The 15,992-nt window shown below is 72.4% G+C and carries 13 protein-coding genes and 1 tRNA gene; 8 read left to right on the top strand and 6 right to left on the bottom strand.

Annotated elements, in window-relative coordinates; genetic code table 11:
* Nucleotides 1–434: 434 nt before the first annotated feature.
* Nucleotides 435–1,673, bottom strand: a complete 1,239-nt coding sequence (gene kynU / locus ABZ234_RS09525; protein ID WP_267945915.1) for a kynureninase — start codon at nucleotides 1,671–1,673, stop codon at nucleotides 435–437.
* A 42-nt stretch (nucleotides 1,674–1,715) separates the two neighbouring features.
* Entirely contained in the window at nucleotides 1,716–2,621 is a 906-nt protein-coding gene (locus tag ABZ234_RS09520) for a tryptophan 2,3-dioxygenase family protein (protein WP_355011687.1), read from the bottom strand.
* Between the two features lie 202 nt (nucleotides 2,622–2,823).
* Between ABZ234_RS09520 and ABZ234_RS09515 the strand changes: the two genes are divergently transcribed.
* Together ABZ234_RS09515 and ABZ234_RS09510 are read left to right on the top strand one after the other, a co-directional pair.
* Complete coding sequence (locus ABZ234_RS09515; RefSeq protein ID WP_267945917.1) at nucleotides 2,824–3,291, top strand: Lrp/AsnC family transcriptional regulator; 468 nt, start codon at nucleotides 2,824–2,826, stop codon at nucleotides 3,289–3,291.
* Complete coding sequence (locus ABZ234_RS09510) at nucleotides 3,288–3,569, top strand: DUF4031 domain-containing protein (RefSeq protein ID WP_267950469.1); 282 nt, start codon at nucleotides 3,288–3,290, stop codon at nucleotides 3,567–3,569. Before ABZ234_RS09515 ends, ABZ234_RS09510 begins: the two co-directional genes overlap by 4 nt.
* A gap of 49 nt (nucleotides 3,570–3,618) precedes the next feature.
* Here the strand turns inward: ABZ234_RS09510 and ABZ234_RS09505 are convergent, their stop codons facing one another.
* A complete protein-coding gene (locus tag ABZ234_RS09505; RefSeq protein WP_355011686.1) occupies nucleotides 3,619–4,284 on the bottom strand; it encodes a metal-dependent phosphohydrolase in 666 nt (221 codons plus the stop codon).
* Between the two features lie 346 nt (nucleotides 4,285–4,630).
* Between ABZ234_RS09505 and ABZ234_RS09500 the strand changes: the two genes are divergently transcribed.
* Nucleotides 4,631–5,950 (top strand): MFS transporter, encoded by a 1,320-nt coding sequence (locus tag ABZ234_RS09500; RefSeq protein WP_355011685.1) that lies wholly within the window; start codon nucleotides 4,631–4,633, stop codon nucleotides 5,948–5,950.
* Nucleotides 5,951–5,995: 45 nt separating this feature from the next.
* Nucleotides 5,996–6,466: a VOC family protein gene (locus tag ABZ234_RS09495; RefSeq protein ID WP_267945920.1), complete on the top strand. Its 471-nt coding sequence runs from the start codon at nucleotides 5,996–5,998 to the stop codon at nucleotides 6,464–6,466.
* Between the two features lie 47 nt (nucleotides 6,467–6,513).
* On the opposite strand, the gene ABZ234_RS09490 is transcribed toward ABZ234_RS09495, so the two are convergent.
* On the bottom strand, nucleotides 6,514–7,284 hold the full coding sequence (locus tag ABZ234_RS09490; RefSeq protein ID WP_267945921.1) for a DeoR/GlpR family DNA-binding transcription regulator: 771 nt from the start codon (nucleotides 7,282–7,284) through the stop codon (nucleotides 6,514–6,516).
* Between the two features lie 246 nt (nucleotides 7,285–7,530).
* On the opposite strand from ABZ234_RS09490, the gene ABZ234_RS09485 reads away from it, so the two are divergent.
* Nucleotides 7,531–8,253, top strand: coding sequence for a glycerophosphodiester phosphodiesterase (locus ABZ234_RS09485; RefSeq protein ID WP_267945922.1), 723 nt, complete (start codon nucleotides 7,531–7,533; stop codon nucleotides 8,251–8,253).
* A 239-nt stretch (nucleotides 8,254–8,492) separates the two neighbouring features.
* Entirely contained in the window at nucleotides 8,493–9,113 is a 621-nt protein-coding gene (locus tag ABZ234_RS09480; protein WP_355011684.1) for a TetR/AcrR family transcriptional regulator, read from the top strand.
* Between the two features lie 10 nt (nucleotides 9,114–9,123).
* Here ABZ234_RS09480 and ABZ234_RS09475 read toward each other — a convergent pair whose 3' ends face one another.
* Together ABZ234_RS09475 and ABZ234_RS09470 are read right to left on the bottom strand one after the other, a co-directional pair.
* The gene (locus ABZ234_RS09475; protein WP_355011683.1) at nucleotides 9,124–11,049 is read right to left on the bottom strand and encodes an SGNH/GDSL hydrolase family protein; all 1,926 of its coding nucleotides are present in this window, start codon (nucleotides 11,047–11,049) and stop codon (nucleotides 9,124–9,126) included.
* Between the two features lie 910 nt (nucleotides 11,050–11,959).
* A tRNA-Ile gene (locus ABZ234_RS09470) sits at nucleotides 11,960–12,033 on the bottom strand.
* Nucleotides 12,034–12,294: 261 nt separating this feature from the next.
* On the opposite strand from ABZ234_RS09470, the gene ABZ234_RS09465 reads away from it, so the two are divergent.
* Together ABZ234_RS09465 and ABZ234_RS09460 are read left to right on the top strand one after the other, a co-directional pair.
* The gene (locus ABZ234_RS09465; RefSeq protein ID WP_330160533.1) at nucleotides 12,295–13,284 is read left to right on the top strand and encodes a malate dehydrogenase; all 990 of its coding nucleotides are present in this window, start codon (nucleotides 12,295–12,297) and stop codon (nucleotides 13,282–13,284) included.
* Nucleotides 13,285–13,456: 172 nt separating this feature from the next.
* The gene (locus tag ABZ234_RS09460) at nucleotides 13,457–15,949 is read left to right on the top strand and encodes a DUF3516 domain-containing protein (protein ID WP_344176365.1); all 2,493 of its coding nucleotides are present in this window, start codon (nucleotides 13,457–13,459) and stop codon (nucleotides 15,947–15,949) included.
* Nucleotides 15,950–15,992: the final 43 nt, after the last annotated feature.

Below are 15,992 nucleotides of genomic sequence, written 5' to 3'. Positions count from 1 at the left end.
CTAAAGACTCATAACGAAGCGATCACGAGGACACTAACCCAGGTTTAAGCAAAGTGTGCAAGCCTTCCAGGTAAAATGACAGCACGTGTTTACCCGCATACGGCTCGCAGTGCCCCGGGAAAGGACCCCTGAAACGCGAGAACCCCTGCCGGACAGGGGTTCTCGGACGTATGCGGAGAAGGCGGAGGGGCCGTTCCGTGGCCCGCGTCATACACTCGCCCGAGTTGACACGAAGCGGGATAGGTGGGACAGGAGGCCGTGTACGGGCCGAAAAGGTCACGGTCCACGCGCCGAGGTCCCGCGGTGCGGTCGGGGGCGGCGCGGTCAAGGCCGCGCAATGCCCGTCCCGGGCGGGGGTCAGCGGCGACGGGGGCCTCTCCCCTCCGGGCAAAGAGAACTCCGGACGGTTGCCCGTCCGGAGTGTCAAGAAGGGGTCACGTGACCTGGCCCCGCCTGGCGAAGCGCTCCTGGCGCCACTCGCCCGTCCCGACGACCTCGACCAGGGCTGTCGCGGCGTCCCACACGTCGACGTGGCGCAGGTACAGGGGCGTGAACCCGAACCGCATGACGTCGGGGGCCCGGAAGTCACCGATCACCCCGCGCGCGATGAGCGCCTGCACGATCGCGTACCCCGCGCCCTCCTCGGGCTCCACCAGCGCCACCTGGCTCCCGCGCCGGGCGTGCTCGGACGGGGTGATGGAGGAGATCCCCGCCTGCGCCGCCCGGGAGAGGAACAGGTCGGTCATCGCCAGGCTCTTGGCTCGCACCTGGGCCAGGTCGGCCTCGGCCCACACGTCCAGGGAGGCCTCCAGCGCCGCGTCCGCGACCAGCGGCTGCGACCCGCTGAGGAAGCGCGAGACCCCCGGCGCGGGCTCGTAGTCGCCCGAGAAGTCGAACGGGCGGGCGTGCCCGTGCCATCCGCTGACGGGCTGCTCGGCCACCGCGTGGTGGCGCCGGGCCGCGTACAGGAACGCGGGGGCGCCCGGACCGGCGTTGAGGTACTTGTAGGTGCACCCGACCGCGAAGTCGGCCCCGCTGCCCGACAGGTCCACCGGGACCGCGCCGACGCTGTGGCACAGGTCCCACACCACCAGGGCCCCGTTCTCGTGGGCCAGGCGGGTGATGCCGGGCATGTCGCGCAGGGTTCCGCTGCGGTAGTCCACGTGGCTGAGCAGCAGGACGGCGACGTCGCCCCCGGCCAGTGCGGCCTCCAGCCCGGGACCGTCGGGGTCCACCCTGCGCTGGACGGCCCCGGCCAGCGCGACCGCGCCCTCGGCCACGTACAGGTCGGTGGGGAAGTTGCCGGCCTCGCCCAGCACGACGGAGCGGTCGGACATCCGCAGCGCCGCGACCAGGACCTTGAAGAGGTTGGCGGAGGTGCCGTCGCCGACGACGACCTCGTCCGCGGCGGCGCCGACCAGCGGCGCGACCTTGGCGCCCAGGGTGCGCGGCTTGTCCCACCAGCCCGCGTCGTTCCAGCTGCGGATGAGGTCCCGGCCCCACTCGCGCTCGATCATGTCGGCCACCCGGCCCGGGGTGGAGCGCGGCAGCGCGCCCAGGGAGTTGCCGTCCAGGTAGATCACGCCCTCGGGGAGGACGAACTCCTCACGGAACGCGGCGAGGGGGTCGGCGGCGTCGAGCGCGACGCAGTCCTCACGGGTGGTGGGCGTCATCGGTTCCTGCTTCCTGGTCGTGCGCGGGGCGCGGCGTACTGGTCAGACGGAGCTGCGGAGGGACCACAGCTCGGGGAAGACGTCCTGCTCGGCGTTGCGCGCCAGCCAGGTGAGGCCGCTGGAACCCCCGCTGCCGGGCTTGCCGCCCATCGTCCGCTTGACGGCCACGAGGTGGCGGTGGCGCCACCGCGTCACCCTCTCGGCGACGTCGAGCAGCGCCTCGGCCAGCAGGAACAGGTCGTTCCCGGGCACGTCGTCGGCGTAGACGGCCGTCCACGCCGCCTCGACCCCGTCGCTGGGCTCGTAGTCCTGTGTCCAGTCCCGCTCGACGCGGTCGGCGGGCACCGGGAGGCCGCGGCGGTGGAGCAGGCGCAGCGCGGCGTCGTAGAGGCCGGGACTCTCCAGCACGGCCCTGAGCTGGTCCGCCACTCCGGCCATGGCCTTGTGCGGCCGGATCATGGCGGCCGACTTGTTGCCGAGCAGGAACTCCAGCTTGCGGTAGCCGTAGGACTGGAACCCGGAGGCCTCGCCGAAGGAGTCGCGGAAGCGGTTGAACTCGGTGGGGGTCATGTCCCCGAGCAGGCCCCAGGAGTCGTTGAGCACGTCCTGAGCGTTGCACGCCCGGCGCAGCCACGCCAGCGCGCCGGGCACGTCGTCCGCCTCCAGCGCGTCGCGGGCCGCCTCCCAGCGCTCCTGGACCAGCGCGAAGAGCAGCTCCATCACCTGGGTGGCGATGATGAACGCGGACTCGGCCGGCTCGGCGGTGCGCGGTCTCCGGAGGCCGAGCAGGGTGTCGATCCCGACGTAGTCGACGTAGGGGGTGTTCTTCTCGAAGGAGAGCGTCGGCCGCCCCCCGTCGGTCGCGGCCCGGCGCGCCCGGGCCGCCTCGGCCCCTTCCGCGTCCTCGCCGGGGGCGAACGGACACTGCTGGGCGGCGGTGGAGAGCATGACGACCCCTTGTCGGTACTGCTTGAGCGGCTGTGCGGGCACCGCGCGGCGCGGGGAACCGCCCCGGCACACGGCACCGTGTACGTGAGGTCACATCATCGGGCAGACACAACCGCGAAAGGAATGGCCGATGAACACGCAAGTCGGGCATTGGCCTAGCATTCGTCATGGTTAACGAGCTTCGACCTTGGGAACGCAAAGCATGGCCTCACGACTGGCAACCCCGCTGGACGGCGTCGACCAGCGCATCCTCTCCGAACTCCAGCAGGACGGGCGGCTGTCCTTCAACGAGCTGTCCCGCAGGGTCAACCTGTCGGCGCCCGCCGTCGCCGACCGCGTCCGCCGCCTCACCGACCGCGGGGTGATCACCGGCTACCACGCGCACGTCGACCCGGCCGCCGCCGGGCTCCCGGTGACCGCCCTGGTCCGGATGGAGTGCTTCGGCGCGCACTGCCTGCTGCGGGAGGGCTCCTCGCTGGAGCTGCCCGAGATCCTGCAGGTGCACCGGGTGACCGGCGACGACTGCTGCGTCCTGCTCATCGCGGTCCGCTCGATGGAGCACTTCGAGGAGGTCATCGACAAGCTCGCCGAGCACGGTCGCCCCTCCAGCACCATGGTCATGTCCAGCCCGGTCCCGTGGCGGGCCGTCAGCGCGCCCCGTACGCCATGAGCGTCCTCATCGACTCCGCGGTCTGGCCCGGGCCGCGCGGCCTGCTCTTCGCGCACCTGGTGAGCGACAGCTCCTTCGACGAGCTGCACGCCTTCGCCCGCGCCATGGGGGTGGACCCGCGGGCGTTCGACCGCGACCACTACGACATCCCGGGCCACCTGCACGCCCGCGCGCTGGAGCTGGGCGCCGCGCACGTGACCGGGCGCGAGCTGGTCACCCGTCTGCGCGCGGCGGGGCTCCGGCGGCGCAAGGCCCCCAGGGTGGGCGGGCGGCCGTGAGGGCCCGCCCGGGGAGGCGCACGGCTCCCCCTCCCCGGGTGCGGGAGGGTCAGGGCGGCGGGGCGTCCAGGGGCGCCGGCGACGCCAGCCGGTCGAGTTCGGCGAGCATGTTGGCCCGGGCCCCGGCCTCCCAGTGCTCGCGGCCGAACGACGTGTGGAACAGGCGGGGCCCGTTCAGCAGGGACCGCAGGACCGCGGTGCGGCCCTCGCGGAACACCCGGTCGGGGACATGGCGGTACTCGGCCCTGACCGCCGCCGTGTAGGCGAGGTACTCGTCGGCCGGCGCGCCCAGGACCGACAGGTCGGCGTCGCAGACGACCGCGCCGTCCGCGTCCCCCTCCTCGGGGCGGTGCGCCGCGGTCACGCCCACCAGGCGCACCACCTCGCCGACCCGCCCGGGCTCCACGCCGATCAGGGACAGCAGGCGCCCGGCGAGCTCGGCGCTCTCCTCCTCGTCCCGGCCGGGGCGCCCCTCGTACACCGCGTCGTGGAACCAGACCGCGTAGCGGACGCAGTCGGCGTCGCGCGCCTCCTCCTGGAGGACGTCGACGGCGCGGAGCGTCTCCCACAGGTGCAGGAGCGTGTGGTAGCGGCGGTGCGGCTCGTTCCAGCGGTCCAGGAGCTCCGCCCCGACCGCGGCAGCCTCGGGACCGCCCCCGGCCAGCCTCCGCCAGGCGGCGGCCAGCAGGACCGCCTCCTCCTCGTTCAGTGGCAAGGTCTCTCACCGTTCACGCGGGTACCTCGGACACTCCCGGTCCTTCCCACCCCGGCGCGTCGCCACCCGGCCGGATCAGATGTCGGAGGCGTCCGTGCCCCGTGGGCGGGGACGGCGGACCGGTGCACGAGCACCGGGTCCACGGCCTCGCAGCGGGGCTCCCCGGCGTCCGTGCCGGGGCGGCCCCGCCACCGGCCGGAACCCGCGGACGCCCGGTGCGCAACCGGGCATCACGACGATTCTCGGCCATATCATGGGATGAATTTTGTCGTCTCCACTGATGGCCCGCGCAGGACCGCCGTGCTGGAATCCGGGGAGCGGGAACCACGAGCGGGACGGGGTCGGGATGTCACCCATCGAGACACTGCGGCGGATGCACCGGATCGCCGGGTGGCCGCTGCTCCTCGCCAGTTTCCTGGCCCGCCTGCCCATCTCCATGGCCCTGATCGGCATGCTCACCCTCGTCACCGCCACCACCGGCAGTGTGGCGGCCGCCGGAGCGGTGGCCGGCGCCTTCGCCCTCGGCGAGGCCGTCGGCGGCCCGGTCATCGCCCGGTTCGCCGACCGGCACGGGCAGCGGACCCCCGTGCTCGTCATGGCGCTGGTCGACGCCGTCCTGATCGTCCTGCTGGTCCTCGCGGTCCGGTCCGGGACCCCGACCCCCGCCCTCGCGGCTCTGGCCGCGGTCACGGGCATGTGCCTGCCCCAGATGGGGCCCATGGCCAGGACCCGGTGGGTGGTGCTGATCCGCCGGGGACCCGACCGGGGCGCGGAACGGGAGCGCTCGGTGTCGGCCGCCATGTCGGTCGAGGGCGTACTCGACGAGGCCGCGTTCGTCCTCGGCCCCGCCCTCGTGGGCGTGCTCACCGTGACCCTCTCCCCGTCGGCCGGCGTGCTGGGCGCCGCCGCTCTCATCGGCGTGTTCGGTGCCGTGTTCGCCCTCCACCGGACCGCCCCGGCCGGGACGCCGCCGGTGCGCGGCTCGGAGGGCCGGATCGCCACCCCCGCCCTGCTCGTGCTCACCGCCCCCATGTTCTGCCAGGGGCTGTTCTTCGGCGGCATGTCCACCGGCGTGACCGCGTTCGCGGCGGCCTCGGGGTACGGGGACCTGTCCGGCCTGATGTACGCGGTGATGGGCGCCAGCAGCGCGGCGGCCGGGCTGCTGATGGCCTCCCTGCCCGCCGGGTTCTCCCTGACCGCCCGGACGCGGGTCGCGGCCGGGGGCCTGTTCGTGCTCAGCCTGCCCCTGTACCTGGACCACGGGCCGGCCACGCTCGCGGTGGCCGTCTTCGTGCTGGGCGCGGCGATCGGCCCGCACATCGTGAGCCTCTTCGGGCTCATCGAGCGGGCCGCCCCGCCCAGCCGCCTCTCCCAGTCGATGGCCGTCGTCCTGAGCAGCCTGATCCTCGGCCAGGCCCTGGGGTCCGTGGTCTCGGGCGCCGTCGCCGACGCGTACGGCCACCAGGGGGCGTTCGCCCTGGCCACGCTCGGCGGACTGGTCTCCTTCGCCGTCGCCGTCCTGGTGATGCGGGCCCGCTGGTACGCGCGGACCGGCGAGGCACGGGACGAGCCGCGGGCCGGCGCGAAACCCTCCGCCGCCCCCTCGGCGGGGACCCGTGCGGCGCCGCTCGCGGAGCCGGGTGATCCTGGGAACATCGGGCGTTAAGCCCGCGTTAAAGAGGGGTCCGTCCCCCTACACACCCACCTAGGCTTGTGGACCGTGCTCGAACTACTGACCAGCATCAATCCCCGGCGCAAAGAGGTGCCCGTGCCACAGCTCAACGGGCTCGCCCGCGTCACCCTCTCCGTGCGGGACCGCGACGAGAGCGTGCGCTTCTACCGCTCCGTCCTGGGTTTCAAGGTGCTCGGACGACGCGACCACGACGGCACGCTGCGCAGCGAGTGCCGTCACCCCGCGTCGGGCCTGATGGTCGCCCTCATCCAACACCGCGACAACTTCAAGAACCGGTTCGACCGCAGGCACTGCGGCCTGGACCGGCTCACCCTGGGCGTCGACAACCTCGGCGAGCTGGAGGCGTGGGAGGAGCGGTTCGCGGACATGGACGTGGAGCACTCCCCCGTCATGCACCGCGAGGAGGGCTCCACCCTGCTGTTCTACGACCCGGACGGCACCGAGCTCGGGCTGTTCTGCCCCGCGGAGCTGGACGCCGACGAGGACTGATCCGCCCCCGCCGGCTCCGTCCCTCCCGGCACACGGGAAGGCCCTGTCTAGTCGGTCTCGACCAGCTTGAGGCGCACGTCGCGCTCGCCCAGCTCGTCCACGGCCGAGCGCGGGAGCCGGTCGTCCGTGATGATCAGGTCGAACTCCTCCAGGCTGGCCACCCTGAAGGTGCCGAACTTGCCGTACTTGGTGCTGTCGACGGTGAGCACGCTCTTGGAGGCGATCCGCAGCAGCGCCTGCTTGGCGACCACCTTGGCCTCGGAGGGCGTGGTCGAGCCGCGGTCGACGTCCCACGAGCTGCTGGCGATGAAGGCCAGGTCCACGTTCACCTGCCGCAGGAAGTCGGCGGTGAACCGGCCGACCGAGGAGTGGTCGGAGTGCGAGACGACGCCGCCGGTGTGGATCAGTTCGATCCCCGGGTACTCCATCAGGTGCCCGACCACGTTGAAGTCGCTGGTGATGACCGTCAGGCCGACCTTGTCGGTGAGCAGCGGCACCATCTGGAGCGTGGTCGTCCCCGCGTCCAGGTAGATGGTGAAGTTCTCTCTGACCAGCTCCGCGGCGGCGCGCGCGATGGCGCGCTTGGCGGGGACCTCCAGCTGGGCCTTGGCCAGGTAGGAGGGTTCGCTCTTGAGCCGTGCCGCGAGCCGTACCCCACCGGTGACGGACAGGACCTTGCCGTCGTTCTCCAGCGCCTGGATGTCGCGCCGGACCGTCATGTGGGACACGGACAGCATCGACGTGAGCTCGTTGATACTCAGCACGTGACGCTCCTGGAGGAGCTTCAGGATGTGCTCTCGTCGCTGGTCCGGGATCATCGTTCGCCTCACACTCGGGGGCCGGCCATGGGGACACCGTGCGATCACGACGCCATGTAACAAAGTTTCCCAGCTCATCGCGCCCGGAACGGTGCTCTCCGGACGTGAGTCCTCTCGCAATCGCGGCGAAGGGGCCCGGCCGCTCCGGCCGGGGCGGGCCCGGGCCACCGCCGCCGCGGACCTTCTTGGTGGATGTTTTTCCTGTTTGCGCCACGTGGGACGGCGGAATTTGCCACCCTTGACCGCATGACGCTGTCCATCGCACTGCGCGGAGACACCGCCCGCTTCCCGGGCAACACGCTCCCGGCCCTGCGTTCAGCCTGGCGCGCCGGGGCCGATCTGGTCAAGATCGACGTCCACCTGACCTCGGACGGCTACTCCGTCCTGGTCGACGAACGACTCGTGGCCCTTCCCGGTTCCCCGCCCCGCCCCGTGGACGGACTCACCCTGGCAGAACTCGCCGGGGTGCGCGACGACGTGGAACGGCGCATACCCACCCTGATGGAGGTCCTGGCCGAGTTCGGCGCCCACGGGCCCCCACCCCTGCTCGTCGGCGCGGACACGCCGAGGGCCGCGCTGGCCGCGGACACGCTCCTGCGCGAACGCGGGTTCGGCGACCAGGTGCTCTTCACCGGTTCGGCCGAGACCCTCGGCGCGCTCCGGGCCAAGAGCCCCGGCGCCCGGCTCCTGGCGGTCTGGGAGCAGCCGGACATGCCTCCGGACGAGGCCGTCCGCGCCCTGGGACCGGAGTTCCTGGGCGCGCACCACACGCTCGTGACCCGGGAAGCGGTCGACGAGATGCACCGCTTCGGGTATCGCGTCACGGCCTGGGCCGTGAACGAGTTCCCGGAGATGGCGCGTCTGATCGGCATGGGCGTCGACGCGCTCGCCACGGAGCGGATCGCCGACCTCGTGTCGCTGACGAGCGGTCGGGGCCGGGGAGGGGCGACGGCGGTCGGGGCCGTCTGAGCCCCGGGCCCCGGGCGCGGGCGGGAGGGCACGTTCCCGGAGCCCGCCGGGGGCCGTTCCGGCGCGTGGCCGCCGTGCCCGCGGGGGCTCGGCGCCCGCGACCGTTCCCCGCCCCGTCGGGTTCCGCCGTTCCACGCCGCTTCCGGCCACCCCGCGGATACCCTGGAAAGCGATGGCCCCTCGGGGGAAGACCGCGCACCCCTCTCCTTCCCTGCGCCCTCCCGACGACGAGAACCCCTATGACGGCCCACACCTCGCCCCGCGCGCTCCGAGCCGCCGCCCCGGTCCTGGACTGCGCCGCGCGCCTCTTCGCCCGGCACGGCTCGCGCGGACCGGGCGTGTCCGAGCTGATCCGCCGCATCGCCCTGGAGACCGGGGCGGACACGGCCTCCCTCCGCAGGGCGTTCCCCACCCGCACCGACCTGGCCTACGCCGTCGTGCTCAGGTCCGCACACGAGCGGGTCGACGGCCAGCTGGCCGCGGACCGGCCGGAGCTGCCCGCCGTCGAACGCATGGCCTCGCTGGTCAGACGCCATGTGGAGACCGGCTGGCGGCACCGGGCCGCGTCAGCCCTGGCACACGAGCTGCTGCCGGTGCTGCGGGCCGTCCACCCCGCGCGCCACAGGGAGGTCGGCTCCCTCCTGCGCCTCTACCGGGAGCACATGCGCGGGATCATCGAGGACGGCGCGGCCGCGGGCGCCTTCGCCGTACGCGACCCCGGCCGGGCCGCCGACGAGGTGCTGGAGACCCTCGACTCGCTCCTGTACTGGTACGACCCGGATGCGGGGCTGAGCCTGGACGGCCTCGGCGCCGTCTACGTGGACCTGGTCGTCCACCACCACCTGGGCTCCCCCAGGTGAGGGGCGGGGCTCACCCGCCGACGAGCTGCTGGAGGTCCACCGACTCGGCCAGCGCCCGCAGTCCCGCGTCCCCGGGGTGGATGTGGTCACCGGAGTCGTAGGCGGGCAGGAGGCGGGCGGGGTCGGCCGGGTCGCGCAGGACCGCGTCGAAGTCCCACACCCCGTCGAACGGCGACGCCGGGTCACCGATCTGCGTGCGCAGGTAGGCGTTGACCTGCTGCCGTGCCTGCTCGACCTCCGGAGTGCAGCGCCGCTCCCCCCCGCAGGGACCGAGCGTGGCCACGAACACCCGGACGCCGCGCGCCTCGGCCAGCCGGGCGATCTGGCCGAGCCCGCTGATCACCGCGTCCGGGGAGGTGCCCCAGCGCAGGTCGTTGATCCCCGCGAAGACGACCACGGTCTCCACGCCGCTCTGCGCGAACACGTCCCTCTGGACCCGGTGGACCATGGCGACCCCGCTGGGGTTGGTGGACACCCCTTCCCCCGGGTACCCGTCGGTGACCACGTGGTTCCCGGCCACGCCGACGTTGAGCACACCGGGGTTGAGCACACCGGGCTGTGCCGCGAGGCGTGTGCTCAGCACGTCCGGCCAGCGGCTGTGGGCGTCGCGGGTGGACCGCGTCCCGTCGGTGAGGGAGTCGCCGAAGGCCACGATCGCGCCGGGCCCGTCGGCGACCTCGATACCGGTCAGGAAGGGCCACTGCGCCACACGCCCGGTGAACGGCGCCCCGGTGGTGTCGAGCGTCTGGTCGCCGCTGCCCGGCTCGCTGCTGTAGTTGGTGTCCACCGCGGCGTAGTGCACGGGGGCCGCGGTCACCAGTTCGGGGAGGTGGAAGCTCACCAGGACGTCGGTGTGCGGCGGCAGGAGGATCTCCACCGGGTCGCTGAACACCTGTCCGCCCGCCGGGATGACGGTGTCGGCGCGTCCGTCGAAGGTGAGGGGGACCGCGGCCCCGCGCGTGCCGGCGGCGTCCCCCTGCAGCGCCAGCGAGGCGGCGCCCACCGTGACGGGCTCCGCGGCGAAGGTGTTGTCGAGGCGGATCCTGGCGACGTGCCCTCCTGCGGTGGTGCGGACCGACAGGCGCAGGGTCTGGTCCTGCCAGGGGCCGACCTCCAGGTACCCGGAGGTGGCCCGCGCCCAGGAGCCGGTCCAGCCGGAGGAGGGGCGGCCGTCCACGGAGAACAGGTGCAGGCGGCCCCCGTCCCCGTCCACCCGCGGCAGGACCACGTGGGAGACCTCCCGGGCCGGGTCGACGGGCACGCTGCGCGCGTACAGGCGCACGGAGCCGAGGGTGGGGCTCGGTCCGCCGACGCCGGCGGAGTTGGCGTAGGGCAGCGAGAGCGCCGCGTCCCCCGCGGGTCCCTCGACCCAGTCGGGGACGGAGAGGACGAACTCCTGTTCCGTGCCGTCCGTGTAGACCACGCGGCCCGTTCCGTGGACCGCGGGGCCGCCACCGGCGCCGCCGGTCCGCGTGGCGGTGGCCAGGAAGGTGAGCGATCCGTAGCGGTCCTCGTCCAACCGGAGCAGCTGGCCGTCCGAGACCACGTGGTCGGGGCGCCCGGGGGCGTAGTCGGGGAGCTCGAGCTCGGTGCCCAGGAGGACCACCTCGCGGCCGGGCGTCCACCCGGCGGCGGCCAGGGCCTGCGAGGAGAGGCTGTGGCCCGCGCCGTCGAGGTCGACGTTGGCGGCGGAGTTGTCCCGGGAGATGCCGATCTCGTCCACGAGGCTGGCGAAGGGGGTGCCGATGGCCCGGGGCGCCGCCTGCTCCTGCCGGTCCTGGACGCCCGCGTCCCCGTCGCGCGAGGTCACGACGTAGAAGGCGGTCACGAGGACCGTCGCCACGAGGGCTGCCGCCGCGCCGCGGAGCAGGTGCGGGGCGAGGTCGTCACGTCTGCGGCGGTGCGCGCCGCGCCCCCCGGTCCCATCAGCGCCCAACGCTCGCCCTTCCCGATGAAGTTCCACCGACGTGTCGGACGACGCCGGGAGCACGGTGGTTGTGAGACGTGGGACACCTCTGCGCCCCGAACGGCCGCCAGTTTAGACGAGCCGTCCCCGCTCACACGGTCGTTCGGAGCATGTTCCGGACCGCGTCTGTGGGCACTTCCGGGCGGTCCGGAGTCCGGGGGAACACAGGGGTTCCCCGTCTCGCACGACGCCCGCCCGGCGGCCGGACGGACGACAGGACCGGACGGCCCCTCTCCGAACCGTACGCAGAGGAATCCGTATGAATAAGACATACGCGCCGAAAGTCCACGAAGTTCACCAGGGCGGACACGGGTCCGCCCCCACCCCCTGCGGACGAAGGGGTTCTCCACCGGCCGAGGACGGAGGGGCCCGGACCCGCGAACGGGGACCGGCGGGTCACGGACCGGCCGACCCCGACGAGCGCCCCGATGGCCGCACCTCGGCATTACCGCCACCGAGGATACCGGGATCTTCGGCACTCATCCCCACGAAACCCGCCACCACCGGACACACCCCGACCCATGGGGCTCGCGGGAGCCCGGAACCGGCACACGGGGCGGCCGGGACGGGAGGGACCGGCGCACCCGCCGCACGCCCCTCCGGGGCACTGGGAGGATCGCCCGGCCAATACAGGGACTAATCCCCCACAAGTAGCAGAATAGGACGGACGCAACCTTGATGTCCTACTTCGGATTTACGCGAGGTGCTTGGACGGGGCCGGGACCGGGTTCGACGACTTCCGAGGCCCGAAACTTCCACGCGTATTCGGCGCGGCCACCCGGACGGAACCGTGGAAGTCCGTAGCCGACCGTAGGGCACAAGAAAGCGCCGCTGGCCTGTATCCGCAGGTCGGCGGCGCTTTTGGTGTGCCTGGAGGGGGTAGGCCGGGCAGGACTCGAACCCGCGACCCAGGGATTATGAGTCCCCTGCTCTAACCAACTGAGCTACCGGCCCGCCGTCGTCGGCAAACGTCATCCTAACAGGGTGTGTCCGGCGTTTCCGCGCCGTAAATCCGTTACAGGACAGGCCCTGCTGGGACCGGGTGCGCGGGCACGCCGCGAACACCGCACCTGGGTCCCGGGCCCCGAGGGGGCTCGGTCTAGGGTGGTGGAGTGCGGCGCGCGACTGGACGGACCCCAGCGCCCGGCACCGACGCCGCGTATGACCCGTTGGTAACATCGCGGGTCGCACATCGTCGTCAGGAGAGTTCACGCCATGTCCAAAGCACCCGTCAACGTCACCGTCACCGGCGCCGCCGGCCAGATCGGATACGCCCTCCTGTTCCGGATCGCGTCCGGCCAGCTGCTCGGCGCCGACACCCCGGTGAAGCTGCGTCTGCTGGAGATCCCGCAGGCCGTCAAGGCCGCCGAGGGCACCGCGATGGAGCTCGACGACTGCGCCTTCCCCCTGCTCCAGGGCATCGACATCTTCGACGACGCCACCAAGGCCTTCGAGGGTGCCAACGTCGGCCTGCTGGTCGGCGCCCGGCCGCGCGGCAAGGGCATGGAGCGCGGCGACCTGCTCCAGGCCAACGGCGGCATCTTCAAGCCCCAGGGCGAGGCGATCAACGCCGGCGCCGCCGACGACATCCGGGTACTCGTGGTCGGCAACCCGGCCAACACCAACGCCCTCATCGCCCAGAGCAACGCCCCGGACGTCCCGGCCGAGCGCTTCACCGCGATGACCCGCCTCGACCACAACCGCGCGCTCACCCAGCTCGCCAAGAAGCTCGGCGTGTCGATCAACGACATCAAGAAGCTCACCATCTGGGGCAACCACTCCGCCACCCAGTACCCGGACCTGTTCAACGCCGAGGTCGGCGGCGGCAACGCCGCCAAGGCCGTCGGCGACCAGGCCTGGCTGGAGAACGACTTCATCCCCACCGTCGCCAAGCGCGGCGCCGCGATCATCGAGGCCCGTGGCGCGTCCTCGGCCGCCTCCGCCGCCAACGCCGCCATCGACCACGTCTTCGACTGGGTGAACGGCACCCCGGAGGGCGACTGGACCTCCGCCGCCATCCCGTCCGACGGCTCCTACGGCGTGCCCGAGGGCCTCATCTCCTCCTTCCCGGTCGTGTCCCGCGACGGCAAGTGGGAGATCGTCCAGGGCCTGGAGATCGACGAGTTCTCCCGCGCCCGCATCGACGCCTCGGTCAACGAGCTCGTCGAGGAGCGCGACACCGTCCGGAAGCTCGGCCTCGTGTAGAGCCGGCGAGGGCCGCAGGGCCGCTGACGGGCACGCCTCCCACGGGGGCGTGCCCGTCGCCGTGTACGGGCCGGCCGGGGCGCGCGGGGCGCCGCTGCGGGTCGGCGGGCGCCCGCCACGTCCCGAAGGGGGCCCGGGAGCGGGCAGTATAGAGACTGTGAGTCTCATCGATGTGCTTCCGGCCGAACCAGAACCCGACTCCCTCTTCGAGGCGTTCGCTTTGTGGGCCGAGGAGCGGGGCCTCACCCTCTACCCGCACCAGGAGGAGGCCCTCATCGAGGTCGTCTCCGGGTCGAACGTCATCCTCAACACCCCCACCGGCTCCGGTAAGAGCATGGTCGCCACGGGCGCGCTCTTCGCCGCCCTGGCCCGCGACGAGTGCGCGTTCTACACCGCGCCCATCAAGGCGCTGGTGTCGGAGAAGTTCTTCGACCTGTGCAAGATCTTCGGCACCGAGAACGTCGGCATGATGACCGGCGACGCCAGCGTCAACGCCGACGCCCCCATCGTGTGCTGCACCGCCGAGGTCCTCGCCCAGATCGCGCTCGCCGAGGGCGCGAACGCGGACATCAACACCGTCGTCATGGACGAGTTCCACTTCTACGCCGAGCCCGACCGGGGGTGGGCGTGGCAGGTGCCCCTGCTGGAGATGCCGCAGGCGCAGTTCCTGCTGATGTCCGCCACCCTGGGCGACGTCAGCCGGTTCGAGGAGGACCTGGAGAAGCGCACCGGGCGCACCACGGCCGTGGTCGCCTCCGCCGAGCGCCCCGTCCCCCTCTACTACGACTACCGGGTGACCCCGCTGCACGAGACGCTGGAGGAGCTGCTCCGCGACGGCAACGCGCCCGTGTACATCGTGCACTTCACGCAGGCGCAGGCCGTCGAACGCGCCCAGTCGCTGACCAGCATCAACATGTCCACCAAGGAGGAGAAGGCGGCGATCGCGGCGGAGATCGGCAACTTCCGCTTCACGACCAAGTTCGGCCGCAACCTCTCCCGGTACGTGCGGCACGGCATCGGCGTGCACCACGCCGGCATGCTGCCCAAGTACCGGCGCCTGGTCGAGCGGCTGGCCCAGGCGGGCCTGCTCAAGGTCATCTGCGGCACCGACACCCTGGGGGTCGGGGTGAACGTCCCCATCCGCACTGTGCTGTTCACCGCCCTCAGCAAGTACGACGGGGTGCGCGTGCGCCGCCTGCGCGCCCGCGAGTTCCACCAGATCGCCGGGCGGGCGGGACGCGCCGGGTTCGACACGGTCGGCCACGTGGTGGCGCAGGCCCCCGAGCACGTCGTCGAGAACGAGAAGGCCCTGGCCAAGGCGGGCGACGACACCAAGAAGCGCCGCAAGGTGGTGCGCAAGAAGGCGCCCGAGGGGTTCGTCTCCTGGGACGAGGCGACCTTCAACAAGCTCATCGAGGCCGACCCCGAGCCGCTGGCCTCGCGGTTCCGGGTGAGCAACGCCATGCTGCTCAGCGTGATCGCCCGCCCGGGCAACTGCTTCACCGCGATGCGCCACCTGCTCACCGAGAACCACGACGACCGGCCCGCGCAGCGCCGCCACATCCACGAGGCGATCGCCATCTACCGGTCGCTGCTCGACGGCGGCATCGTGGAGACCCTGCCCGAACCCGACGACCAGGGCCGCACCGCCCGGCTCACCGTGGACCTCCAGGCGGACTTCGCGCTCAACCAGCCTCTGTCGACGTTCGCGCTGGCCTCGCTGGACCTGCTGGACAAGGAGTCGCCGACCTACCCGCTCGACGTGCTCACCGTCGTGGAGTCGACCCTGGACGACCCCAGGCAGATCCTCGGCGCCCAGCTCAACAAGGCCCGCGGCGAGGCCGTCCAGCAGATGAAGATGGACGGCATCGAGTACGACGAGCGCATGGAGCTGCTGGAGGAGGTCGACTACCCCAAGCCTCTGGAGGAACTCCTCCACCACGCCTACGACGTCTACCGGCGCGGCCACCCCTGGGTGGGCGACCACCCGCTCCGGCCCAAGACCGTGGCACGCGACATGTACGAGCGGGCGATGAACTTCGTCGAGTACGTCGGCCACTACGAGCTGGCTCGCTCGGAGGGCCTGGTCCTGCGCTACCTGGCCAGCGCGTACAAGGCGCTCAACCAGACGGTGCCCGACGACGCCAAGACGGAGGAGCTGCGCGACCTCATCGAGTGGCTGGGCGAGCTGGTCCGCCAGGTCGACTCCAGCCTGCTGGACGAGTGGGAGCGGCTGACCAACCCCGAGGAGGAGGCCCCGGAGGGGCAGGAGCCCGCCGAGGAGAAGGTGCGGCCGGTCACGGCCAACGCGCGGGCCTTCCGGGTGCTGGTGCGCAACGAGATGTTCCGCCGCGTCGAGCTGGCCTCCCGCCGCCGCTACGGGGACCTGGGCAAGCTGTCCCAGGACGGCGAGTGGAGCGGCGAGGAGTGGGCCGAGGCCGTGGAGGAGTACTTCGCCGAGCACGACGAGATCGGGACCGGACCCGACGCGCGCGGACCGAAGATGCTGCTCATCGAGGAGGAGACCGGGCTGTGGCGCGTGCGCCAGATCTTCGCCGACCCGGCCGGCGACCACGACTGGGGCATCAGCGCGGAGGTGGACCTGGCCGCGTCCGACGCGGAGGGCTACGCGGTCGTGCACGTGGTGGACGTCAACCGGCTGTGACCGTCGAGGGCCCGGGCGTGACCGCCCCCCCCCCCCGCTGTTG

Source organism: Nocardiopsis sp. NPDC006198 (genome assembly GCF_040613895.1).
Classification (GTDB): domain Bacteria; phylum Actinomycetota; class Actinomycetes; order Streptosporangiales; family Streptosporangiaceae; genus Nocardiopsis; species Nocardiopsis tropica.
This window is presented reverse-complemented; position numbering and strand designations above follow the sequence as displayed.

Excerpts from the sequence above, each read along its gene's own strand:
- kynU (WP_267945915.1), bottom strand. The coding sequence starts at position 1,673 with ATGACGCCCACCACCCGTGAGGACTGCGTCGCGCTCGACGCCGCCGAC.
- ABZ234_RS09520 (WP_355011687.1), bottom strand. The coding sequence starts at position 2,621 with ATGCTCTCCACCGCCGCCCAGCAGTGTCCGTTCGCCCCCGGCGAGGAC.
- ABZ234_RS09515 (WP_267945917.1), top strand. The coding sequence starts at position 2,824 with ATGGCCTCACGACTGGCAACCCCGCTGGACGGCGTCGACCAGCGCATC.
- ABZ234_RS09510 (WP_267950469.1), top strand. The coding sequence starts at position 3,288 with ATGAGCGTCCTCATCGACTCCGCGGTCTGGCCCGGGCCGCGCGGCCTG.
- ABZ234_RS09500 (WP_355011685.1), top strand. The coding sequence starts at position 4,631 with ATGTCACCCATCGAGACACTGCGGCGGATGCACCGGATCGCCGGGTGG.
- ABZ234_RS09490 (WP_267945921.1), bottom strand. The coding sequence starts at position 7,284 with ATGATCCCGGACCAGCGACGAGAGCACATCCTGAAGCTCCTCCAGGAG.
- ABZ234_RS09485 (WP_267945922.1), top strand. The coding sequence starts at position 7,531 with ATGACGCTGTCCATCGCACTGCGCGGAGACACCGCCCGCTTCCCGGGC.
- ABZ234_RS09480 (WP_355011684.1), top strand. The coding sequence starts at position 8,493 with ATGACGGCCCACACCTCGCCCCGCGCGCTCCGAGCCGCCGCCCCGGTC.
- ABZ234_RS09465 (WP_330160533.1), top strand. The coding sequence starts at position 12,295 with ATGTCCAAAGCACCCGTCAACGTCACCGTCACCGGCGCCGCCGGCCAG.